Here is a 21,572-nt window from a genome sequence, read left to right as displayed (position 1 = left end):
GGGCGAAGAGGGCCAGGGCGAGCAGCGCGTGCAGCCGGTAGACGAGCGGGGCGTGGGCCATGGCGGTGACGTCGGGGTCCAGCGTGAACAGGCTGCGGAACCAGACGGCGACGCCGAGGCGGTAGTCGTAGGGCCTGGTCACCGAGGAGGCGGTGGCGGTGAGGCCGGCCAGCAGGACCAGGCTCAGCAGCGGGAGGGTGAGGCGGTCGCTGCGGCTGGTCGCGCCGCGCACGGCGGGCACCCGCAGCCGGCGGTACAGCAGCAGGCCGAGCCCGGTCACCACCGCGATCCCCGAGGCGCCGCCCATGGTGAGGGCGACCGCGTGGTACTGCTCCTCGCCGACCCCGAGCCGCCGGGTCAGCCACTCCGGGACGAGCAGGCCCATCACATGGCCGCCGACGACGAGGAAGAGGGCGTAGTGGAAGAGCGGTCCGCCGATCTTCAGCAGCCGGGACTCGTGGAGCTGGCTGGAGCGGGTGGTGAAGCCGAAGCGGTCGTAGCGGTAGCGCCAGGCGCTGCCGGCGACCAGCACGGCCAGGGCCAGGTAGGGCAGGACGCCCCACAGGGCGATGTGCAGGTGCTGCCGGGTCAGATGGGGCCAGGGCGTCATCAGCGGCGCACTCCTTCCTCGCCCGGCGTGTGCCGCAGCGGGTACGGCAGGGGGCCCGGGGCCGGGTCCTCCCGCACGGGTACGGGTGCCGCCGCGGGTACGGCGGGCAGGGTGGTCAGGACGGCGCGCACCACGCCGGCGTACGGGCTGCCGTGGGCGGTGAGGCCGCGGGTGAGCAGGGTGAGCGCGTGGTGGTGCTCCCGGAGCAGGCGGGTGCCGGGACCGGGGCAGCGGGCGGCGAACTCCAGCAGCACGGGCAGGTGGTCGGGCAGTTCGCCGCCGGCCGGCTCCCAGCCGTGCTCCCGGTAGCGGCCCTTGAGCGCGGCGAGGGAGGCGCCCCGGCGGCGGGTGTCGCCGTCGGTGTAGTGGGTCAGGTGCAGGGTGCGGCGGCGGCTGCGGTCGAAGGTGGTGACGTAGCGGGCCGCCAGGTCCAGCGGGGGCACGGAGGCGGCCCACCGGCAGAAGCCCCGCAGCAGGGCGGGCGCCTCGCCGGGGAGCCCGGCCAGGGCCCCGGCCACCTGCTCGCGCCGGGCGGGCCAGCTCTCGTCGGGGTAGTCCAGGAGGAGCGCGGCGGCCTGGTGGACCGCCCGGTTCAGGTTCACTCGCCGGCGCTCCCGCGTGCGGGGAACAGGCCGCGGGGGCGTCCGCGGCCGTTCCAGTTGAGCAGGTTGACCCTGCCCCGCAGGGACGAGGCGCCCTGCGGGGCGCCCGCCGCGGCCCCCGCGCCCGCCGCGCCCGGCGGGCCGCCGGCGACCGGGGGCGCGTGGAAGGCCTCGGGGCCGTCGTCCGGCCCGTACATGCCGGGGCCGCCCTCGTGGTCCAGGCTGCAGCCGCCGCCCGCCCGGCCCGCGCCCTGGGCGCCGGCCACGTAGGTGGTGGGGACGACGTAGCGCTCCTCGTACTTGGCGAGCGCCAGCAGCCGGTACATCGCCTCCAGTCCCCGCTCGTCCATGCCGACGCCCCGGGCGATCGCCGGGTCGCGCTCCTCGCCGAGGTTGATCCGCCGCATGTGGGCGCGCATCGCCGCCAGCCGGCACAGGGCCGCCTCCACCGGGGCTGTGTCGCCCGCGGTGAACAGCCCGGCCAGGTACTCCAGCGGGATGCGCAGCGCGTCGATGGCGCCGAACAGGGCCGCCGGGTCCTCCCCGTCGTGGCCGCCCGCGGTCAGCGCCTCCACCACCGGGGACAGCGGGGGCACGTACCAGACCATCGGCATCGTCCGGTACTCCGGGTGCAGCGGCAGCGCCACCCGGTACGTCGTGATCAGGTCGCGCACCGGGGAGCGGCGGGCGGCGGTGATCCAGTCGTGCGGGATGCCCGACTCCTCGGCGGCGCGCGCCACTTCGGGGTCGTCGGGGTCCAGGAAGCAGCCGAGCTGTGCCTCGTAGAGGTCCCGTTCGTCGGGGACCGAGGCCGCCTCGCCGACCCGGTCGGCGTCGTAGAGCAGCACGCCGAGGTAGCGCAGTCTGCCCACGCAGGTCTCGGAGCAGACGGTCGGTTCGCCGGCCTCGACGCGGGGGTAGCAGAAGGTGCACTTCTCGGCCTTGCCGGTGGCGTGGTTGAAGTACACCTTCTTGTACGGGCAGCCGCTCACGCACATCCGCCAGCCCCGGCAGCGGTCCTGGTCGACCAGGACGATGCCGTCCTCGATCCGCTTGTAGAGGGCGCCGGACGGGCACACCGCCACGCAGGACGGGTTGAGGCAGTGCTCGCAGATGCGCGGCAGGTGGAACATGAACGCCTGCTCGTACTCCAGCCGCACCCGCTCGTTCATCTTCTCGCTGATTCTGCGCAGGACCGGGTCGCCGGTGAGATGTTCGGGGCCGCCGCCCAGACTGTCGTCCCAGTTGGGTCCGTGGGTGACGGCGGTCGGCCGTCCGTCGATCAGGGAGCGGGGGCGGGCGGTGGGCAGGTCGTCGCCGGGCGGGGCGGCGATCAGGGTCTCGTAGTCGTAGGTCCAGGGCTCGTAGTAGTCCTCCAGCAGGGGCAGTTCGGGGTTGGCGAACAGGCGGGCCAGGCGGCGGGCGCGGCCCCCGGAGCGGGGGACCGGGCGGCCGCGGGCGTCCAGGCGCCAGCCGCCCTTCCACTTGTCCTGGTCCTCGTGGCCGCGCGGGTAGCCCAGGCCGGGGCGGGTCTCGACGTTGTTGAACCAGGCGTACTCGGTGCCGGTGCGGTTGGTCCAGGTCTGCTTGCAGGTGACCGAGCAGGTGTGGCAGCCGATGCACTTGTCGAGGTTCATGACCATGGCGATCTGGCTCATGACGCGCACGTCAGTACTGCACCTCCTGTGCGCGCCGGCGGATCACGGTGCGGGCGTCGCGCTGGTTGCCGGTGGGGCCGTAGTAGTTGGGGGCGAAGGAGAGCTGGGCGTAGCCGCCGATGAGATGGGTGGGTTTGATCAGGACGCGGGTGAGGGCGTTGTGGACGCCGCCGCGCCGGCCGGTGGCCTCGCTGCGCGGCACGTTCACCAGGCGTTCCTGCACGTGGTACATGAGCACGGTGCCGGGCGGGATGCGGTGGGAGACGATCGCGCGGGCGACGACCACCCCGTTGGGGTTGACCGCCTCCACCCAGTCGTTGTCGGCTGCGCCGATCGCCTCGGCGTCGGACACCGCCATCCAGATCACCGGGCCGCCCCGGGCCAGGGTCTGCATCAGCAGGTTCTCCTGGTACTCGGAGTGGATCGACCACTTCGAGTGCGGGGTGAGGTAGCGCACGCCGACCTCCCGCTCGCCCGCGACCGCCTCCGCGGTCAGGTCCAGCGGGGGCCGGTAGACGGGCAGTTGCTCGCCGAGCTCGGCCATCCAGTCGTGGTCGAGGTAGAAGTGCTGGCGGCCGGTGAGGGTGTGCCAGGGCTTGAGGTGCTCGGTGTTGACGGTGAAGGGCGAGTAGCGGCGGTCGGGGGCCTCCTTGCCGGACCACTCGGGGCTGGTGCCGACCTGCACGGGCCGGTCCTGGGTGTCGGAGAACACCACCCGCCGCTCGTGCACCGTCTCGGCGAGCGCGCCGAACCCGGCGGCCGGGCCGCAGCGTTCGGCGAGCCGCTGGAAGCCCTCCGCGGCCAGCCGTCCGTTGGTGGTGCCGGACAGGGCGAGGATCGCCTCGCAGAGCTTCACGTCGGTGTCGAGCAGCGGGCGTCCCCGCGCCGGCCCGGGTCCGGCCGCGGTGCCGCAGCGTTCGGCGAGCCGGCGCACCTCGGGTCCAGGCCGGACCGTGACCCCCTTGACGGTCATGCCCTGCTCCTCGCCGAGCGGACCGAGCGCGGCCAGCTTGTCGGCCACGGCGGTGTAGTCGCGCTCGACCAGCGCGAACGAGGGCAGGTTCACCCCGGGCCGGGCCGTCGCGCCCTCCCGCCAGTCCGGGACCGTTCCGCCGGGCTGCGCCGTCTCGCCCGGGGTGTCGTGCTGTTGGGGCGTGGCCACCAGGTCGTACGCCACTCCCAGCCGGCCGGCGGCCAGTTCGCTGAACTTACGGGCCAGGCAGTGGAAGATCTCGAAGTCGGTGCGGGCCTGCCAGGGCGGGCTGATGGCCGGCGAGAAGGCGTGCACGAAGGGGTGCATGTCCGTGCTGGACAGGTCGTGCTTCTCGTACCAGGTGGCGGCCGGCAGCACGAGGTCGGCCATCAGGGTGGTCGAGGTCATGCGGAAGTCGAGGGCGAGCAGCAGATCGAGCTTGCCGCGCGGCGCCTCCTCGCGCCAGGTGACGTCACGGGGGCGCGCGTCCGGCGGGGCCTCGCTCGCGTGCGCGTTGTCGCTCGCGCCGAGCAGATGGCGCAGGAAGAACTCGTTGCCCTTGGCGGAGGAGCCGATCAGGTTGGCCCGCCACACGGTCAGCACACGCGGCCAGTTCTCCGGCGCGTCCGGGTCCTCGCAGGCGAACGACAGCTTCCCCGAGGCCAGTTGGGCGGCGGCCCACTCGCCGGGCTCCCGCCCGCTCTCGCGCACCGCCCGGCCGAGCTCGAGGGGGTTGGCGGAGAAGGCGGGCGCGGACGGCATCCAGCCCAGGCGCACCGACCGGGCCACCAGGTCGGCGGTGTGCAGGCCGTTGAACAGGCCCTTGCCGGTGGGCGCGGCGAGCGCGTCGGCGCACTGGCCGTCGTAGCGCCACTGGCCGGTGTGCAGGTACCAGTACGGGGTGCCCGCGACCTGGCGGGAGGGGCGCACCCAGTCGGCGGCGGACTGCAGGTGCTGCCAGCCGGTGTAGGGCCGCACCTTCTCCTGGCCGACGTAGTGCGCCCAGCCGCCGCCGTTGACGCCCTGGCAGCCGGTGAGCAGCAGCAGGGTGAGGAAGGAGCGGTAGATGGTGTCGGAGTGGAACCAGTGGTTGGTGCCGGCGCCCATGACGATCATGCAGCGGCCGCGGGACTTCTCGGCGGTGTGCGCGAACTCCCGGGCGATGCGCACCACCGCGGCCGCCGGCACCGACGTGATCGCCTCCTGCCAGGCCGGGGTGTGCGGCTGGGAGGCGTCGTCGTAACCCGCCGGCCACTCGCCGGGCAGACCCTCCCGGCCGACGCCGTACTGGGCGAGCAGCAGGTCGAAGACGGTGGTCACCCGCCGCCCGCCCACCTCGCGCACCGGCACCGCGCGGGTGACCGGCGCTCCACCGTCGAAGCGGGGCAGGCGGACGGGGGCGCTCGGGTGGCCGCCCGGCCGGTACAGGGTCAGCTCGGGCTCCACGTCGCCGAGGTCCAGGTTCCAGCGGCCCTCCCCCAGCTTGGACCAGCGGTCGCCGAGGGTGCCGCCCGGGACCACGGGACGCCCGGACACGCCGTCCAGCAGCACCGGCTTCCAGTGCGCGTCCTCGCCCGACTCCTCGTCCAGCCCGAGCATGGCCGCGGTGACGAACTTGCCCGGCACACAGGCGCCGTCGCGCTCCTCCAGCTCCACCAGGAAGGGCAGGTCGGTGAACCGGCGCACGTAATCGGCGAAGTGGGGCACCGTGCGGCGCACGAAGAACTCGGTGAGGATCACATGGCCCATGGCCATGGCCAGCGCCCCGTCCGTGCCGGGGTGCGGGTGCAGCCACTCGTCGGCGAACTTGGTGGCGTCCGCGTAGTCGGGGGAGACCACCACGACCTTCTGGCCGCGGTAGCGGGCCTCGGTCATCCAGTGCGCGTCCGGGGTCCGCGTCACCGGCACGTTCGAACCCCACAGCACCAGGTACGCGGCGTCCCACCAGTCGCCCGACTCCGGCACGTCGGTCTGGTCGCCGAACACCTGCGGGGAGGCGATCGGCAGATCGGCGTACCAGTCGTAGAACGACACCATCGGGGCGCCGATCAGCGACATGAAGCGGGCGCCCACCGCGTGCGAGGCCATCGACATGGCCGGGATCGGGGAGAAGCCCGCCACCCGGTCGGGGCCGTGGGCGGCGATGGTGTGCACATGGGCGGCCGCCGCGATCTCCAGCGCCTCCTCCCAGCCGACGCGCACCAGGCCGCCCTTGCCGCGCGCCGACTGGTAGCGGCGCCGCCGGTCCGGGTCGCCGGTGATCTCGGCCCAGGCGGCCACCGGGTCGCCCAGCCGCTCCCGCGCCTCCCGGTACATAGCCAGCAGCACGCCCCGCACATGGGGGTGGCGCACGCGGGTCGGCGAGTACGTGTACCAGGAGAACGAGGCCCCGCGCGGGCAGCCGCGCGGCTCGTACTCCGGCCGGTCGGGACCGGTCGACGGGTAGTCCGTCTCCTGGGTCTCCCAGGTGATCAGGCCGTCCTTGACGTACACCTTCCACGAGCAGGAGCCGGTGCAGTTCACGCCGTGGGTGGAGCGCACCACCCTGTCGTGCGCCCAGCGCTCGCGGTAGGGGCTGTCGTTGACGTCCTGGTCGGTGCGGAAGACCGCCCGCAGGTCGGGTGTGGCGGGGGAGCGGCGCAGTATCCGGCCGGCCCGCAGCAACTGGTCGGCGGCCACCGCCGCCACACGTTCCGCTTCCCGACGGGCACCGCGCCGTCCCACTGTGCTCACATCCCCTGCGAAGTCGGCAAAGCACGCCGGCACGATGGCCATGGCCATGGGTGTCCGGCGTTCCGCTTCACCAAGCGTCACGCATCGGCACGGTGCGTCGTAGCAGAACTACGCAGAGTTGAGAGTGCCTATACGGAGCTTTCCTTGCCCTTTGCAATATTTGTGGGGGCCATGTGTCCGTACGGGGGTGAGGGCGGCGGGACGGGCGGCTCAGCCGGCGCGCTGCCGGCAGGGCACGCAGGCGCTCGCGTACGGCAGGATCTCCAGCCGCTCCGCCGGGATCGGGCGGCCGCACGCGTGACACAGGCCGTACGTGCCGTCCTCCAGCCGCGCGAACGCGGCCTCGATGTCCTTCAGCGCGCGCCGCACCGCCCCGCGCTGCGCGTTCAGCAGGTCGTCGGCCTCCTGGCCGGCCCCCTCGGTGTCCTTCAGGGCCCGCAGCTGGGCGAGCCGCGAGTTGCGCTCGTGCTCCAGCCGCTGCCGCGCCTCGTGCGCGCCGATGCGCGCGCCGGCGGAGGAGGTGGAGCGGGTGGTGTCCCACGACATGGCTGTCACGGTTCCCTTCTGGCCCCCGGGGCCGACGGACGGAACTCACGGAACGGCGGACCGCGGAGCTCCGTGCGTACGGTGCTCCGCGGTCCGCCTGTCCCCTCCAGCCTGTCCGGACGGCCGCGCCGGGGCCATCGGTCGCGGCACCCATTTCCGGGTCGCGGCGTGATGCAGCCGGCCGGGGGCCGCCGCCCTTGGCCGGACGGCTGTCAGGTCCGGGCGGGCTCCCGCTTCTCGAGGCGTGCGGGGCGGGGGCGGCCCTGGCCACGGCGGTGCAGTTCGACGGCGATCGGGGCGGCGGTGAACACCGAGGAGTACGTGCCGACCACGATGCCGACGAGGAGGGCGAGGGCGAAGTCGGTGAGCGAGTCGCCGCCGAGCACCGCCAGCGAGGCGAGGATGAGCAGCGCGCCCATGCCGGTGTTCACGGTGCGCGGCAGCGTCTGCACGATCGCCCGGTCCGTCACCCCGGCCAGCGGGGCCTTGCGGTCCCGGCGCACCAGCTCCCGGATGCGGTCGAAGACCACCACCGAGTCGTTGACCGAGTAACCGATCACCGTCAGCAGCGCGGCGAGGAACACCCCGTCCAGCGGCTTGCCCAGCCAGGCGAAGACACCCACCAGGATCACCACGTCATGGGCGAGCGCGGCCACCGCCGCCGTGCCGAACAGCCAGCGGAAGCGGGCCGCGAGATACAGCAGCTGCGCGCCGAGCGCCACGCCCAGCGCGACCAGCGCGTTGCGGCGCAGCTCGTCGCCCATGCTCGGGCCGATCAGCTCGTCGCGCACCTTCTGCGCCCCGCCGCCGAGCGAGCCCACGGTCCGGGTGACCTCGTCCGCCTGGGCGTCGGTCAGCGCCTGGGTGCGCACGGTCAGACCCGACTCCCCCGAGGACTGGACGACCGCGCGCGGGTGACCCGCCTCGGCGAGGGCGGTCCGGGCGTGCTCGGGGTCCACGGCGCGCGTGGTGTCGTACTCGATCAGCCGGCCGCCGGTGAACTCGACACCGAGATCCAGGCCCCGTACGACGATGCCCGCCCCGGCGAGCGCCAGCACCACGGCGGATGCGGCCAGCCAGCGGCGCGGCCGGCGCATCGGGCGCGGATCGCGGCGCGCGAGCGCGTCGCGGACCCGGCCGGTGGTGGCCAGCCCGGTGAGCCGGGGACGGCGGTGCACCCAGCGGCGGGAGACCGCGAAGTCGGCGAGCACGCGGGTGATCACCAGGGCGCTGACCATGGACGCCACCACGCCGATCCCGAGGGTCACGCCGAAGCCGCGCACCGGCCCCGAGGCCAGGAAGAACAGCAGCAGGGCCGCGATCAGCGTGGTGATGTTGGAGTCGGCGATCGCGCTGAAGGCGTTGCGGAAACCGGCGGTCAGCACCGAGCGCCCGGTGGGCCGGTGCCGGGCCGCGTGCTCCTCGCGGGCGCGTTCGAAGACGAGCACGTTGGCGTCCACCGCCATGCCGATCGCCAGCACGAAGCCGGCCAGGCCCGGCAGGGTCAGCGTGGCGCCGAGGGCGGCCAGGGCGGCGTAGGAGATCAGGCCGTACGCGAGCAGGGCCACGGCGGCCAGGGCGCCCATCAGCCGGTAGACGACGATGATGAACAGCGCGGTCAGCGCGGTGCCGATGGCCGCCGCCCAGGCGCTGGCGGTGATGGCCTGCGCGCCCAGGGTGGGGCCGACGGTGTGCTGCTCGACGGTCTCCACGGGCACGGGCAGCGCACCGCCGTTGATCAGCAGGGCCAGCTCGCGCGCCTCGCGGTCGTCGAAGGAGCCGGTGATCTGCGTGGACCCGTCGGCGATGCCCGTACCGCAGGCGACGGAGGGGGCGACCTGCGGCGAGGAGATGATCCGGTCGTCGAGCACGATGGCGACCCGCCGCGTGGGGTCGCCCACCGCGCGGCAGGCCGCCTCGCTGGTCAGCTTCGCCCACTGGGCGCGTCCGGCGCGGTCGAAGTCCACGGTGACGTGCCAGCCGGCGCCGGTCTCCTGGTCGAAGCGCGCGTCGGCGCCCTTGACCTCCTTGCCCGTCATGGCGGAGGCCGCGAGCCGCAGCCGCTGCCCCGACTCGTCGGGCAGCACCCGCTCCCCGGCCTTCGCGTCCGCGGCCTTCGTGTCCCCGGCCTTTCCGGAACCGGCCGGGCCCAGCACCGGGTGGAAGGTCAGCTGAGCGGTGCGGCCCAGTACGTCGGCGGCCTGCTTCGGATCCTGCACGCCCGGCAGTTCGACGATGATCCGGTGGGCGCCGGAGCGGACCAGGGTGGGCTCGGCGACACCGAGCGCGTCGACCCGGCCGCGCAGCACCTCGAGGGTGCGGTCGGTGGCCGCCCGGTCGGCCTTGGTGGTCGGGGTGGAACGGGTCTCCAGCACGATCTGGGTGCCGCCGCGCAGATCGAGTCCGAGACGGACCGGCACGGTGACGGCGATGTAGAGGGACACGGCGATGACGGCGAGGGCGAACAGCGCTCTCACCCGGGCGGAGCGAATCAAGGAATGCCTCCGGCGGGCACACGGAACGGGAACGGGGACGGGCGTCAGCCGACGGTGGTGTCGGCCGACCGGTGTCGGGTGCCGGAGCCCGTGGGTGGCGCGCGCCCGCGGTCGGGGACCGGGGACGCGAGGGGGACGACGACGGGTACGGAGCCGGGGGAGGCCCGTGTGGAGAGGCGGTCCGGGAGGGCCGGGGCGGTGACGGTGACGGCGTGCCGGCCGGGCGGGTCCGGCCGCTCACCGTGGCGTTCGTGGCGGACACCGGCCCGGGTGACGCAGGCGTCGGGGCAGACGTCGTGGGCGTGGGGGGCGGGGGCGGCCAGTACCGCGGGGGTGGCCGCGGTGCCGGCCCTGGTGGCGGCCGTGGTGGTGGTCCGGGCCGGCGGGGCCGCCGTCGCCGCGTGGGCGGGTGGGCCGGCCGCGGGGGTCGGGCCGGCCGCGGGGTACGGGTGGGCTCCGGGGTACGGGCGGGCGTTCGCGTCGGCCAGGCCGAGCAGGGCCAGCAGTACGGCCGTGAGCACGGCGAGGGCTCCGGCGAGGGCTCTCGGGACGGTGCGTCGTGCGCGGTGCATGCGCCGTCCCCTTCCTTCGTCGTCCTTCGCCGTCCTTCGCCGTCCTTCGTCGTGCCGGCGGCGGACCCGGGGTCCCGGCCGGGGAGTGGCGGCCTGGACCCCGGGCGGTCAGGGTTCGACCAGGCCCGCGCGGATGGCGTACCGGGTCAGTTCCAGGCGGTCGCGCAGGCCCAGCTTCTGCAGCAGGTTGGCGCGGTGGCGCTGTACGGTCTTGACGCTGATGAAGAGGATCTCGGCGATCTCCTTGGACGAGTGGCCCTCGGCCACCAGCTTCAGCACCTCCTCCTCGCGCGGCGTCAGCACCTGGTCGGGGGTCTCCTCGCCGTGGCGGACCCGGTCGAGGTAGTTGCGGATGAGCGCGGTCACCGCGCCCGGGTACAGGAACGGCTCGTCGCGCATCGCGGCCCGGCAGGCGGCGACCAGGTCCCGGTCGGCGACCGACTTGAGGACGTAGCCGCTGGCGCCGGCCTTGAGGGCCTGGAAGAAGTACTGCTCGTTGTCGTGCATCGTGAGCATCAGGATGCGCAACTGCGGTTTCATCGCGGCCATTTCGCGGGTGGCCTGGAGGCCGGTCATGCGCGGCATGGCGATGTCCAGGACCGCGAGGTCGATGTCGTGGGTGCGGGCCATCTCGATGGCCTCCGCGCCGTCACCGGCCTCGGCGACCACCTCCAGATCGGGTTCCTGGTCGAGGATCAGCCGCACCCCGCGCCGTACGAGCGCGTGGTCGTCGGCGAGGAGGATGCGGATCCTGCCGGACGTGGGTCCCGGGCCGTGGGCCTGGGCGTGGGCCTGGACCGGGGGTGGAGTCGAGTCGTCGGACATGGTCAGGGCTGCTTCCTGGGAACGGGCGCGGTGAGCCGGATCCGGGTACCGCCGCCGGGCGCGTCGGTGATGTCGAGCGCGGCCCCGATCAGCAGGGCCCGCTCGCGCATGCCGCGGATGCCCGCGCCTTCGCACGCGGCCCTGATCCCGCGGCCGTCGTCGGTGACGGCCAGTTCCACCGTGCCGTCGGTGTGCCGCAGGCCGACCTCGATGCGCCGGGCGTCCGCGTGCCGGGCCGCGTTGGTCAGGCTCTCCTGGGCGACCCGGTAGAGCACCAGCTCGGTCTCCGGCTCCAGGGCGGGCAGGTCGCCGTCGAAACGACGCAGCACCTGCAGCCCGGTGTGCGTGGCGAAGTCGGAGGTGAGCGAGGTCAGGGCGCTGACCAGGCCCAGGTCGTCCAGGACCCCGGGCCGCAGCCTGCGCACCAGGCGGCGTACCTCGTCCAGGCTCCCGCGGGTGATCTCCTGCGCCTGGTGCAGTTCCTCGCGCAGGGGCTCCCGGGCCTCGTCCGCGGCCCGCTTGAGCGCCAGCAGGACCGCGGTCATGCTCTGGCCCACCTCGTCGTGCAGTTCCTGGGCGATACGGCGCCGCTCGGCCTCCTGGGCGAGCAGCACGCGGGCGCTGCTCGTGGCCCGCTCCTGCTCGAGCCGGTCCAGCATGGCGTTGAACGTGCGGATGAGCTCCGCGACCTCGCCGCCGCCGGCCGCGGGCAGCCGCTGGCCGGGGCGCAGCAGGTCCACGGTCGTCATCAGGCGCGTGAGGCGGTCCAGGGGGGCGAGGCCCCAGCGGAGCAGGGCGGCGTTGGCGACCAGCATGACGACCAGTCCGCCGACCAGGATGACCGCCTCGGTCAGCACGACCGGCACGGAGACGGTCACCGGAGCCCACAGCAGCAGCGCGGTCGCCGAGCCGAGCACCAGCGCGTTGAGTCCGAAGATCCGCCAGAACAGCGACACCGGGGTCGCGCCTCCTTCCGTGTGTACGGCCTGCCTCCACTGTCGGGCATCGCCCTCCACTGTCGGGCATCGCGCACCCCGGTCGAGCCGCGGCCCGGGCCGGGACACCCTTGCCGGTCCCGGCCCGCGTGATGCAAGCCTGCCCGTGCGCGGGCGCCGCGTCGATGGGGTCCGGGGCCCATTTCCCCGGGCGCGGCCTACCCATGCCCGCGCCGAGTGGATCCCGCGACCCCCTGTAAATGGGGTCTGGACCCGATGGGTTCCGGCGCCGGAAGGAGCGAGGGTGGAGTCACGAACCACTCGGCCACCCCCGTCCCAAGCGAGAAGAGAGAGGGCCCCGCCATGTCGCCCGACGCCGCCCGGACCGAACCCCGCCTGGAGCGCCTGACCGCTCAGGAGGCCCGCCGGCGCCTCGAGCACGCCCGCGGGACCCGGCTGATCCAGTTGCAGGCCCTCGGCGAGACCGGGCAGAGCGCGGGCGACCCGCTGATGTCCTCGCAGCGGGACAGCATCGAGCGGGTACTCAAAGAGATCGACGAGGCCTTCGCCCGCGTCGACGCCGGCACCTACGGCACCTGCGTCGCCTGTGCCAAGCCGGTCCCGGTGGAACGCCTGGAGATCCTCCCCTACACCCGCCACTGCGTCGCCTGCCTCCGCCGCGACGCCTGACGGCACCGGCCGCCCCGGCGGGACGGCGGCGCCCGGACCGGCCGCACCGGCCGCCGGGGGCGCAACCGCCACCGGACCCGTTGGCGAAGCCGGCCGAGTGCTGCCGCCCGACCGGGCCGGGCTCCCCCGGGTGCCGTTGCCCATCCGGGCGGCGATGCCCGACCGGGTGGCGTTGCCCACCAGGGCCGCGCACCCACCGGGGTGCCGCCGCCCACCCGGGCCGTGGAGCCCCGTTGTCCCCCGTCCGTGCCTCGTCTTCTGCCCTGACCGAGGGGTGAAGTGGTGAACCAGCAGATCATCGACGACCCCGACACGCGTCTCACGCCCGAGGACCTCGCCGCGCTGCGCGAGAACCTGCACGAGCAGCGGCTGTTCCGGCAGGAGCAGTTGCAGCAGATCGCGGCCCCGTCCCGCCTGGACGACCTGATCCTCCAGCAGGCCGCCTCGCAGGTCGAGGTCCGGGTGAAGCTCGCCGCCTCCGCCCGCATGGTCCTCGCCGACGTCGAGGCGGCCCTCGGGCGCATGGACGACGGCACCTACGGCACCTGCCACCTGTGCCGGCGCCCCATCGCGCGCGAGCGCCTGGAGATCGTGCCGCAGGCCCGCTACTGCGCCCGCTGCCAGCAGGTCAGGGAGGCCGGCCAGTGACCACCGCCCACCACTCCGACCGCCCGGCCGCCCGCCGGGCCCCCGCCCGGCACCGCCCCTGGCCGCTGTGCCGGCACTGCTGCGGGGTCGCCCTCGACATGGGCAGCGCCCGCACCCGGGCATGGGTGGCGGGCCGGGGCCTGATCCTCGACGTGCCCACGGTGACCTTCCCCGGCGCGGGCGCGGTCCACCCGGTGCAGCGCGGCACCATAGTGGACACCGCGGGAGCCGCCCGGATGCTCGACCGCCTGCTCGGCCACCGCCTGCCCCGCTTCACCCGCCCGCTGGTCGTGGTGACCGCCCCCGTGCTGGACGGGGTCGCCTACCGCACCGCGGCCCGCACGGCCGTACAGGTGCTGCGGCCCCGCAGCGTCCTCACCGTGCCGAGCGCACGGGCGGTCGCACTGGGCGCGGGGGCCGACCTGTCCCGGCCGCTGCTCGTGGTGGACATCGGCGCGCACCTCACCGAGGTGGTGCTCCTCGTGGACGGCGCCGTCACCGACGCCCGCCGCACCGCGCTGGGCACCGGCGACCTCGACAGCGCGACCCCCGCCGAGATGAGCGAGGCGGTGGCGACGATGGTGACCGCGATGCTGCGCCAGGACCGTACGTCGCTCACCGTGGACGCCCTGCAGCGGGGCGCGCTGCTGGCGGGCGGCGGCGCGCTGCGGCCGGAGATCACCTACCACCTCACCGGCAGGCTGCACGCGCCGCTCAAGGCCGTGGCGGCGCCGCACACCGCCGCCGTGCGGGGTGCCGCCACCCTGCTGCGGGCCGCCCACGCCCACCCCTCGACCGGCGGCCCGGAGGCCTGCACCCCGGACCACGGTTAGCCGGCCGGCCGCCCCTCCCGTACGCACCCGGTACCCGGAGAAACCGCCCGCCTCGAGAAAGGAGGCACCCATGGCCCGCGGCATCCCCCGGGCCCAGCCGCCCCCCGACGCCCCGGACGCCCCCGACGACCTCCCCCGCTTCGTACTGTGGCGGATGCGCCGCAACCCGCTGCGCCGCACCACCGATCTCGCCCAGGCGTGGATCGCCCTCGGCCTCTTCCTGGCCGTGCTGGCGGCCGCGCCCGCAGCCATGTTCCTGGCCGGCGACACCGCGTACCGCCACTACACGGACCTGGCCGAGCACCAGCGCCAGACCAGGCAGCGGACGGCCGCCGTGCTCGTGCACGACGCGCCGCGCCACCCCGAGCCGGGCTCGGAGGAGGAGAAGCAGACCCGCTATCCGGTCGAGGTCCGCTTCACCGATCCCACCGGACGCCCGCGCACCGCGAGGACGGACGTCGTTCCGGCGCTCCCCGCCGGCAGCAGCGTCGACGTCTGGGCGGCCACCGACGGCACGATCACCGGCCCGCCCCTGACCGCCGATCAGATCCGCAGCCGCTGCATGGGCTGGGCGATCATCTCCGCTCTCGCGGTGGCGGCCGCGGGCGCCGGCGCGTACGGCCTCGCCTGCCTCTTCCTGCGCAGCCGCAACCTCGCCGCCTGGGACACCGCCTGGGCCGGCACGGCCCCGCGCTGGACCACCCCCACCTGACCGCGCGGCCCGGCCCGGACTCGCTCCCGGTCCGGACTCCCGGCTCAGGCTCCCGGTGCCGGCGGCGGCCCCGGACGCACCTGCATCCCGGGGCGGCGGCGGTGCACGGTGACGTACGAGAGTCCTCCGGCGCCCGCGGTGACGCTGCGGGTGGAGCCGTGCGGCAGCCAGAACAGGGCGCCCTCGGTCAGGGGCTGGGGCGCGTCGGCGGTGCCGCTGCCGAGGACCCCGTCCCCTGCGACGACCAGGAGCAGCACGTCCAGATCGCGCTCGGTGTGGGTGTCGATGCGCCGGCCCGCCGGCAACCGGACGACGTTGGCGTCCAGTTGCCGCCCGGACTCGGCCAGCTTCCACACCACCCCGGGCGCGGTGACCGGGCCGCCGGTGAGCGATGGGATGTCGCACAGCCGCTGGGGCGCCGGCGCGCCGGAGGCCGGGGAGTCCGCCGGGAAGTCAGCCGGCTCAGGCACCGGCCGCCGCCTTCCGGCCGATCAGGATGCACCACTGCTCGGGCCCCGACTCGACGTACTCCCATGTGAAGGCGTCCGGGTGGGTCGCCTCGAACTCGCGGCGCAGCGGCTTGGGGTCGTGGTTGTTGACCAGCGTGAAGCTCTCCCCGGGCGCGAGCCGCGCGAACCGCCCGAAGATCCGCGGGTGCCGCTGCCCGTGCGGGATCTCCCGTACGTCCACGACCGCCGGGTCCTCGGGCTCCTCACCCCTCAGCAGCCCCTCCAGATCCGCGACCAGCAGGGGCAGGTCCGCGCCGGGCAGCGCGAGCAGGGCGGGCAGCAGGACCTCCTCCTCCATGAGGAGCTGCGCGTCGAGCAGCGCCTCGGGCGCCGGGGCGTCCCCGGCCGGGTCGAGGCGGCGGCGGAGCGCGGCGGCGGAAGTGCGCAGGGCGCGCACCAGCAGCCGGGTCTCGGCGGCCCCGGAAGCGGCGCCGTACAGGGTCCGGTCGCAGGCGTCCAGGTAGCGGTGCAGCTCGTCGGGGATCGCCCCCTCCCGCAGTCGCTGGTGGACGAGCCGGAGCGCGCGCCGGGCGTGAACGGCCGGATCGGTCTCGGTGGACTCGATGTAGATCTCGGAAGGCGGCGCCATGGTGCTCCTTCGTCCTCGCTGCGTGGTCGCTGTCCGACCCCTCGGGCCGGGGCCCTAATTATTACATGTACGATTCGTAAAAAAGCAGCCTCGTGAGAGGAGGCAGGCCATGACCTACGTGATCGCGCAGCCCTGCGTGGACGTCAAGGACAAGGCGTGCGTCGAGGAGTGCCCGGTCGACTGCATCTACGAGGGCGAGCGTTCCCTCTACATCCACCCCGACGAATGCGTCGACTGCGGGGCCTGCGAGCCGGTCTGCCCGGTGGAGGCCATCTTCTACGAGGAGGACCTCCCGCAGGAGTGGAAGGACTACGAGCGGGCCAACGTGGAGTTCTTCGACGACCTCGGCTCCCCCGGCGGCGCCGCCAAGCTCGGCCTCATCGAGCGCGACCACCCGCTGATCGCCGCCCTGCCGCCGCAGCAACAGCGGCAGGAGCAGCAGCCGCAGTAGCCGCAGCCCTGACCCCGGCCGGTCCCGCACCCCCGTCCCGCACTGATCCGTCGTACCCCGCCCAGGAGGAACTCCCATGCACACAGCCCGAGTCGGCGCCGGCACCCGCCGTCGCGCCCCCGTCCCCAACGGCCCCACCGCCGAGGTCCTCGTCCCCGCCGGCGCCTCCGAGCAGGTCGCCGTCCTCCACGTCGAGCTGCCGCCGGGCGCCGCACTGCCCGAGCACGACCACGGCGCCTCGCAGATCGCGCTGATCCCCGTCACCGGCACGGTCGAGCTGGGCCACGAGGGCAGGTCCCGTACGCTCACGGCCGGTTCTGTCGCGCACATCGCCACCGGCGAGCGCGTCACGCTCGCCAACCCCGGTACGGAACCCGCCTCGTTGATGGTCGTGGCCTCGCCCCCGGAGTTCGCCGGGCGCATCGAGTCCTGGCCGGAGGCCTGACCGGCGGTGCGGGCGCCCCTCACCCGTCCGGCGCGGTGCGCAGCAGGATGAGGGCGATGTCGTCGTGGCGGGGCGCGCTGCGCCGGGCGTGGCGGACCAGGGCGTCGGCGACGTCCTCCAGGTCCTCCCGGCCTCCGGCACGGGCGAGTTCGCGCACCAGCGCCCCGGTGGCCTCGTCGAGGTCGACGCCCGGCGCCTCGACGAGGCCGTCCGTGTAGAGGGCGAGCACCGCGCCGGGCGGCAGCGTGACCGGCACGGTGGTGTAGTCGGCGTCGGGGTCGATGCCCAGCAGCAGTCCGGGCGGCACGTCCACCACCTCGGTACGGCCGTCCGGATGGCGCAGCAGGGGCGGCGGATGGCCGGCGGTGGCGAACCGGGCGCGCCGGCGGCCGGGTTCGAGGTGGGCGATCAGGCAGCTGGTGAACAGGCCGGACTCCAGGTCGGTCAGCAACCGGTTGGTGCGGGCGAGTACGTCGCCCGGGGACGCCCCGCCCGTGGCGTGGGCGTGCACGGCGGTGCGGACCTGGCCCATGAGGGCGGCGGCCGTGGGGTTGTGTCCCTGGACGTCGCCGACCGCCGCCACGGCGCAGTCGGGGCCGCACCGGATCAGGTCGTAGAAGTCGCCGCCGATGTCGAGACCGTCGCCCGCGGGCAGGTAGCGGGTGGCCGTGGCCAGACCGGAGACGCGCGGCAGCACGCGGGGGAGCAGGCTGTTCTGCAGGGCGTGGGCCAGGGTGTGCTTGGCGTCGTAGTGCCGGGCGCGGGCCAGGGACTGGGCGAGCAGCCCCGCCAGCGACGTCAGCAGGGCCCGCTCGGCGGGTGCGAACGGGTGCGGCCGGTCGTAGCCGAGCACGAGGGTGCCGACCGGGCGGCCGGAGGCGATCAGCGGCAGGAAGGCCCAGGCGGCCATGGTGTCCAGGGGCGAGACCTGCAGACGGGCGTGTTCGAGGTCGGTCACGCTGCCGAAGAAGCGGGGCACGCCCGAGGCGAGCACCTGTGCGGTCGGGCTGCCGGAGGACAGCGGCGCCGCGTCGAAGCGGTCCATGAGCTCGCCGGGCCAGCCGCGGTGGGTGATGACGCGCAGCCGTCCGTCCTCGGCCGCCAGCAGGGCCATCGCGCTCGGCCCGAAGGCGGGCACGATCTGGTCGGCGACCAGTTCGCCCACGTCCCGCACACCGGCGGCCTCGGCGAGCGCCGAGGCGAGGTGGGTGAGGTTGTAGAGCGCCGTGGCGCCCAGCGGCTCGGCCCGGGGCGGCGGCTGGGCCGGGGAAGGATCGCACTCGGGCCCGGCGGGTTCAGCCGCGGACGGCCGGGCGGGCGCGGAGGCGGGTGTGATGTGCACGCTGATGCCGCCGTGGTCCGGGTAGAGCTGGAAGAACAGCCGGGTGTCCGGCGGGCGCCGGGCGGTGAAGGAGGTGGGCAGCCGGGCCACCACCGCCTCCCGGTAGCGGTCCTCGAACACCGGGTCGCGCAGCCACAGCAGCACCTCCCACGGCCGCCTGCCGAGCAGCACCGCGGCCCCGGCGCCGACCAGGTCGGCCGCCGCGGAGTTGATGAAGGTGATCCGGCCGTCCAGGTCGAGCGCGCAGCAGCCCACGGGCAGCCGCTGGGCGAACCCGAGCGCGGCGGCCGCCTGCGCCGGGTCGGACTCGCGCGGCACCGGCGAGGACAGCAGCCGCGGCTCGTCCCCGGTCACCAGCGGGAGTCCTTCGCCGGCGGCCTCGCGCAGCACCCCGGCCCCGCGCCGGCAGCACGCCTCGATGGTCTCCCGCTCGGCCGCGCTGAGCTGCGGCGGGTGCCACACCGGCCACAGCAGCACGATGCCGCCCCACACGGTCTCGTCGTCCGCGATCGGGGCGGCGGCCAGCATGAAGTCGTACGGCAGGATGATGCCGAGCCGGGGGTAGCGGCGGGCCAGTTCCTCCTGGCTGCCGAGCCACACCAGTTGCCGCATCCGCATCGCGTCCGCCACGGGGACCGGCTCCTGGAGCGGGATCCGCTCCCAGGGGGCGGTGATCCGCCGGGACGCCCCGGACGCCGCCGCGAGCCGCAGCGTCCGCTCTCCGGGCGGCAGCAGGAACAGCAGGCCCACGGACGCCCCGGTCATCCCCACCACGTCGGCGAGCACGGCGTCGATGGCCTCCGCGTGCTTGGCGGGGGCCGCCTCGGGCCGGGCGCGGCGCCGCACGGTGCTCACCGGCCCCGGTGTCGGCCCCGGTGCCGGTCCCGCCGCAGCTGACGTACACGAACACCGACATAACGCACGACTGCACGCATATACGGACCATACGCCAGCCGTCCCGCACCGGCACCCGTCGCCCCCGTGACCGTCCCATGTCAACGGATCGGCATCGAGCACCCTGGGAAAACTGCCGGGAACCGGCAATGCGGATGATCGATCAAAACCGGCATCATGACGCCCGGGGGAGCACTGCGAAGGGTTCCGGTGCCGGACTCCGGCAGATGCCTGACCCGTAAACGGAACCCACGGGGGGCAGTGCTCCGCCCCAGGCCGCCATGTGCCCGTGCCCGTCGCCCCCGGTTCGTCACTCGTCGTCACACCGTCGTCGTCAAGGACGTATGCCATGGATGTCATCGGCGCGCTCGCCGCGGCCTGTCTGATCCTCGTGCTCCTCGTGCTGCTCACCTTCTCCCGGCTGTTCCGGAAGGTGGAGCAGGGCAAGGCGCTGATCGTCTCCAAGACACGACGGGTCGACGTGACCTTCACCGGACAGGTCGTGCTGCCGGTGCTGCACAAGGCCGAGATGATGGACATCTCGGTGAAGGCCATCGAGATCACCCGCTCCGGGCGTGACGGACTCATCTGCCGGGACAACATCCGCGCCGACATCCGCATCTCGTTCTTCGTCCGGGTCAACAAGACCGCGCAGGACGTCATCAAGGTCGCCCAGGCGGTCGGCACCGCCCGCGCCAGCGACCAGTCCACGCTGCAGGAGCTGTTCCACGCGAAGTTCTCCGAGGCGCTGAAGACCGTCGGCAAGCAGATGGACTTCACCGACCTCTACACCAAGCGCGAGGAGCTCCGCTTCCAGATCATCGAGCTGATCGGCGTCGACCTCAACGGCTACCACCTCGAGGACGCGGCGATCGACTACCTGGAGCAGACCCCGCTCGCCCAGCTCGACCCCTCCAACGTCCTCGACGCCCAGGGCATCCGCAAGATCACCGAGCTGACGGCGATCGAGCACGTGCGCACCAACGAGGCCCAGCGCACCGAGCAGAAGGAGATCACCCGGCAGGACGTCGACGCCCGCGAGGCCATCCTCGAACTGGAGCGCCGGCAGGCCGACGCCGAGATCAAGCAGAAGCGCGAGATCGAGACCTCCCGCGCCCGCGAGGAGGCCGAGACCGCCCGCGTGGTCGAGGAGGAGCGGCTGCGCGCCCAGGGCGCCTTCCTGCGCACCGAGGAACAGCTCGGCGTCCAGCGCGAGAACCAGGCCCGCGAGGTCGCCGTCGCCGCGAAGAACCGCGAGCGGGTCATCGCCGTGGAGAACGAGCGCATCGAGAAGGACCGCATGCTGGAGGTCATCGCCCGCGAGCGGGAGACCCAGCTGACCCGCATCGCCGCCGAGAAGGAGGTCGAGGCGAACAAACGGGAGATCGCCGAGGTCGTGCGCGAGCGGGTGGCCGTGGACCGTACGGTCGCCGAGCAGGAGGAGTCGATCAAGAAGCTGCGCGCCGTGGAGCAGGCGGAGCGCGAGCGCCAGGCCGTGATCATCGCCGCCGAGGCCGAGGCGCAGGAGAGGCTGGTCAAGGACATCAAGGCCGCCGAGGCCGCCGAGCAGGCCGCCACCCACCGCGCGGCCGAGGAACTCACCCTCGCCGAGGCCCGGTTGAAGACCGCCGACCTCGACGCCCGCGCCAGGCTGCGCCTCGCGGAAGGGCTGCAGGCCGAGGCCGCCGCCGAGGGCCTGGCCGCCGTCCAGGTCCGCGACAAGGAGGCCGAGGTCGTCGAGAAGTCCGGCCGCGCCGAGGCCGAGGCCACCCAGGCCAAGGCGCTCGCCGAGGCCCGGGGTACCGAGGCCCTGCTGCGCGCGGAGGCGGAGGGCGCCCAGGCCAAGGCGCTCGCCGAGGCCACCGCGATCGGCGAGAAACTGAAGGCGGAGGCGGCCGGCCTGACCGAGAAGGCGGCGGCGATGGCCGCCCTGGACGAGGCCTCGCGCGGCCACGAGGAGTACCGGCTGCGCCTGCAGGCCGAGAAGGAGATCCGCCTGGCCGGCCTGGAGGTGCAGCGGCAGGTCGCCGAGGCGCAGGCCACGGTCCTGGCCACCGGTCTGGAGAACGCGGACATCGACATCGTCGGCGGCGACTCGGTCTTCTTCGACCGGCTGGTGTCCTCGGTGTCGCTCGGCAAGGGCGTCGACGGGTTCGTCGAGCACTCCGCGACCGCTCGGGCGCTGGCCCAGCCCTACCTGGACGGCTCGGCGAGCCTCGCGGACGACCTCGGCCGGATCCTCGGCCAGGTCTCCACGGCCGACGTGCAGAACCTGACCGTGTCCGCGCTGCTGATGCGGCTGATGAAGTCGGACGGCACCCGGGCCGGGCAGCTCCAGCAACTGCTCGACCGGGCGGGCGAGCTGGGCCTGGCGGACACCCCGCTGACCGCGCTCACCGCCGTCAACGGCACCGCGGCCAGGAACTGACCCCGTCCCCGCCGGACACCCGCGGGCACCTCCTTCGAAGGGACTCAACGACCCATGGCAACGGTCCTGGAGACGGGTCCGC

General features: G+C 74.3%; 19 protein-coding genes. 7 read left to right on the top strand and 12 right to left on the bottom strand.

What is annotated here, in order from left to right; translation table 11 throughout:
- The 9 genes from narI to IE249_RS20945 form a co-directional block, all read right to left on the bottom strand.
- Positions 1-610, bottom strand: a 610-nt coding sequence (gene narI / locus IE249_RS20985; protein WP_229858917.1) for a respiratory nitrate reductase subunit gamma, incomplete at its 3' end; no start/stop codon positions are given.
- On the bottom strand, positions 610-1,212 hold the full coding sequence (gene narJ, locus IE249_RS20980) for a nitrate reductase molybdenum cofactor assembly chaperone (protein WP_189706714.1): 603 nt from the start codon (positions 1,210-1,212) through the stop codon (positions 610-612). The genes narI and narJ, both read right to left, overlap by 1 nt.
- Positions 1,209-2,879, bottom strand: coding sequence for a nitrate reductase subunit beta (narH, locus tag IE249_RS20975; protein ID WP_229858915.1), 1,671 nt, complete (start codon positions 2,877-2,879; stop codon positions 1,209-1,211). The genes narJ and narH overlap by 4 nt, the downstream gene beginning before the upstream one ends.
- Position 2,880: 1 nt before the next feature.
- Complete coding sequence (locus IE249_RS20970; protein ID WP_189706710.1) at positions 2,881-6,531, bottom strand: nitrate reductase subunit alpha; 3,651 nt, start codon at positions 6,529-6,531, stop codon at positions 2,881-2,883.
- 255 nt (positions 6,532-6,786) lie between these two features.
- Positions 6,787-7,122: a TraR/DksA family transcriptional regulator gene (locus IE249_RS20965; RefSeq protein WP_189706924.1), complete on the bottom strand. Its 336-nt coding sequence runs from the start codon at positions 7,120-7,122 to the stop codon at positions 6,787-6,789.
- A 212-nt stretch (positions 7,123-7,334) separates the two neighbouring features.
- Positions 7,335-9,617 (bottom strand): protein translocase subunit SecD, encoded by a 2,283-nt coding sequence (secD, locus tag IE249_RS20960; RefSeq protein ID WP_189706709.1) that lies wholly within the window; start codon positions 9,615-9,617, stop codon positions 7,335-7,337.
- A 44-nt stretch (positions 9,618-9,661) separates the two neighbouring features.
- A complete protein-coding gene (locus IE249_RS20955) occupies positions 9,662-10,189 on the bottom strand; it encodes a hypothetical protein (protein ID WP_189706706.1) in 528 nt (175 codons plus the stop codon).
- Between the two features lie 108 nt (positions 10,190-10,297).
- Entirely contained in the window at positions 10,298-11,014 is a 717-nt protein-coding gene (locus IE249_RS20950) for a response regulator (RefSeq protein WP_229858913.1), read from the bottom strand.
- A 2-nt stretch (positions 11,015-11,016) separates the two neighbouring features.
- A complete protein-coding gene (locus IE249_RS20945) occupies positions 11,017-11,970 on the bottom strand; it encodes a sensor histidine kinase (protein WP_189706704.1) in 954 nt (317 codons plus the stop codon).
- Between the two features lie 342 nt (positions 11,971-12,312).
- On the opposite strand from IE249_RS20945, the gene IE249_RS20940 reads away from it, so the two are divergent.
- From IE249_RS20940 to IE249_RS20925, 4 genes are all read left to right on the top strand, one after another.
- Complete coding sequence (locus tag IE249_RS20940; RefSeq protein WP_189706702.1) at positions 12,313-12,639, top strand: TraR/DksA C4-type zinc finger protein; 327 nt, start codon at positions 12,313-12,315, stop codon at positions 12,637-12,639.
- Between the two features lie 279 nt (positions 12,640-12,918).
- A complete protein-coding gene (locus tag IE249_RS20935) occupies positions 12,919-13,287 on the top strand; it encodes a TraR/DksA family transcriptional regulator (protein ID WP_189706700.1) in 369 nt (122 codons plus the stop codon).
- Between the two features lie 98 nt (positions 13,288-13,385).
- Positions 13,386-14,120 (top strand): rod shape-determining protein, encoded by a 735-nt coding sequence (locus IE249_RS20930; protein ID WP_189706920.1) that lies wholly within the window; start codon positions 13,386-13,388, stop codon positions 14,118-14,120.
- 70 nt (positions 14,121-14,190) lie between these two features.
- The gene (locus IE249_RS20925; RefSeq protein WP_189706698.1) at positions 14,191-14,832 is read left to right on the top strand and encodes an Rv1733c family protein; all 642 of its coding nucleotides are present in this window, start codon (positions 14,191-14,193) and stop codon (positions 14,830-14,832) included.
- Positions 14,833-14,876: 44 nt separating this feature from the next.
- Here IE249_RS20925 and IE249_RS20920 read toward each other — a convergent pair whose 3' ends face one another.
- Complete coding sequence (locus IE249_RS20920) at positions 14,877-15,302, bottom strand: hypothetical protein (protein ID WP_189706696.1); 426 nt, start codon at positions 15,300-15,302, stop codon at positions 14,877-14,879.
- Positions 15,295-15,930 carry a DUF2249 domain-containing protein gene (locus IE249_RS20915; protein ID WP_189706694.1) on the bottom strand — a complete coding sequence of 212 codons (636 nt, stop codon included), beginning with the start codon at positions 15,928-15,930 and terminating at the stop codon, positions 15,295-15,297. Before IE249_RS20915 ends, IE249_RS20920 begins: the two co-directional genes overlap by 8 nt.
- A gap of 109 nt (positions 15,931-16,039) precedes the next feature.
- Between IE249_RS20915 and fdxA the strand changes: the two genes are divergently transcribed.
- On the top strand, positions 16,040-16,381 hold the full coding sequence (fdxA, locus tag IE249_RS20910; protein WP_189706693.1) for a ferredoxin: 342 nt from the start codon (positions 16,040-16,042) through the stop codon (positions 16,379-16,381).
- Between the two features lie 76 nt (positions 16,382-16,457).
- Positions 16,458-16,826, top strand: a complete 369-nt coding sequence (locus IE249_RS20905) for a cupin domain-containing protein (RefSeq protein ID WP_189706691.1) — start codon at positions 16,458-16,460, stop codon at positions 16,824-16,826.
- A 19-nt stretch (positions 16,827-16,845) separates the two neighbouring features.
- On the opposite strand, the gene IE249_RS20900 is transcribed toward IE249_RS20905, so the two are convergent.
- Positions 16,846-19,014, bottom strand: coding sequence for a SpoIIE family protein phosphatase (locus IE249_RS20900; protein ID WP_229858947.1), 2,169 nt, complete (start codon positions 19,012-19,014; stop codon positions 16,846-16,848).
- Positions 19,015-19,411: 397 nt separating this feature from the next.
- On the opposite strand from IE249_RS20900, the gene IE249_RS20895 reads away from it, so the two are divergent.
- The gene (locus IE249_RS20895; RefSeq protein ID WP_189706689.1) at positions 19,412-21,490 is read left to right on the top strand and encodes an SPFH domain-containing protein; all 2,079 of its coding nucleotides are present in this window, start codon (positions 19,412-19,414) and stop codon (positions 21,488-21,490) included.
- Positions 21,491-21,572 lie beyond the last annotated feature (82 nt).

The organism is Streptomyces anandii JCM 4720, assembly GCF_014650655.1.
GTDB lineage: Bacteria > Actinomycetota > Actinomycetes > Streptomycetales > Streptomycetaceae > Streptomyces > Streptomyces anandii.
The sequence above is the reverse complement of the archived record's forward strand: the minus strand, read 5'-3'. Positions and strand labels throughout refer to the sequence as shown.

Excerpts from the sequence above, each read along its gene's own strand:
- IE249_RS20940 (WP_189706702.1), top strand. The coding sequence starts at position 12,313 with ATGTCGCCCGACGCCGCCCGGACCGAACCCCGCCTGGAGCGCCTGACC.
- IE249_RS20965 (WP_189706924.1), bottom strand. The coding sequence starts at position 7,122 with ATGTCGTGGGACACCACCCGCTCCACCTCCTCCGCCGGCGCGCGCATC.
- IE249_RS20930 (WP_189706920.1), top strand. The coding sequence starts at position 13,386 with ATGGGCAGCGCCCGCACCCGGGCATGGGTGGCGGGCCGGGGCCTGATC.
- IE249_RS20950 (WP_229858913.1), bottom strand. The coding sequence starts at position 11,014 with ATGTCCGACGACTCGACTCCACCCCCGGTCCAGGCCCACGCCCAGGCC.
- IE249_RS20905 (WP_189706691.1), top strand. The coding sequence starts at position 16,458 with ATGCACACAGCCCGAGTCGGCGCCGGCACCCGCCGTCGCGCCCCCGTC.
- IE249_RS20895 (WP_189706689.1), top strand. The coding sequence starts at position 19,412 with ATGGATGTCATCGGCGCGCTCGCCGCGGCCTGTCTGATCCTCGTGCTC.
- fdxA (WP_189706693.1), top strand. The coding sequence starts at position 16,040 with ATGACCTACGTGATCGCGCAGCCCTGCGTGGACGTCAAGGACAAGGCG.
- IE249_RS20915 (WP_189706694.1), bottom strand. The coding sequence starts at position 15,930 with ATGGCGCCGCCTTCCGAGATCTACATCGAGTCCACCGAGACCGATCCG.
- IE249_RS20925 (WP_189706698.1), top strand. The coding sequence starts at position 14,191 with ATGGCCCGCGGCATCCCCCGGGCCCAGCCGCCCCCCGACGCCCCGGAC.
- IE249_RS20955 (WP_189706706.1), bottom strand. The coding sequence starts at position 10,189 with ATGCACCGCGCACGACGCACCGTCCCGAGAGCCCTCGCCGGAGCCCTC.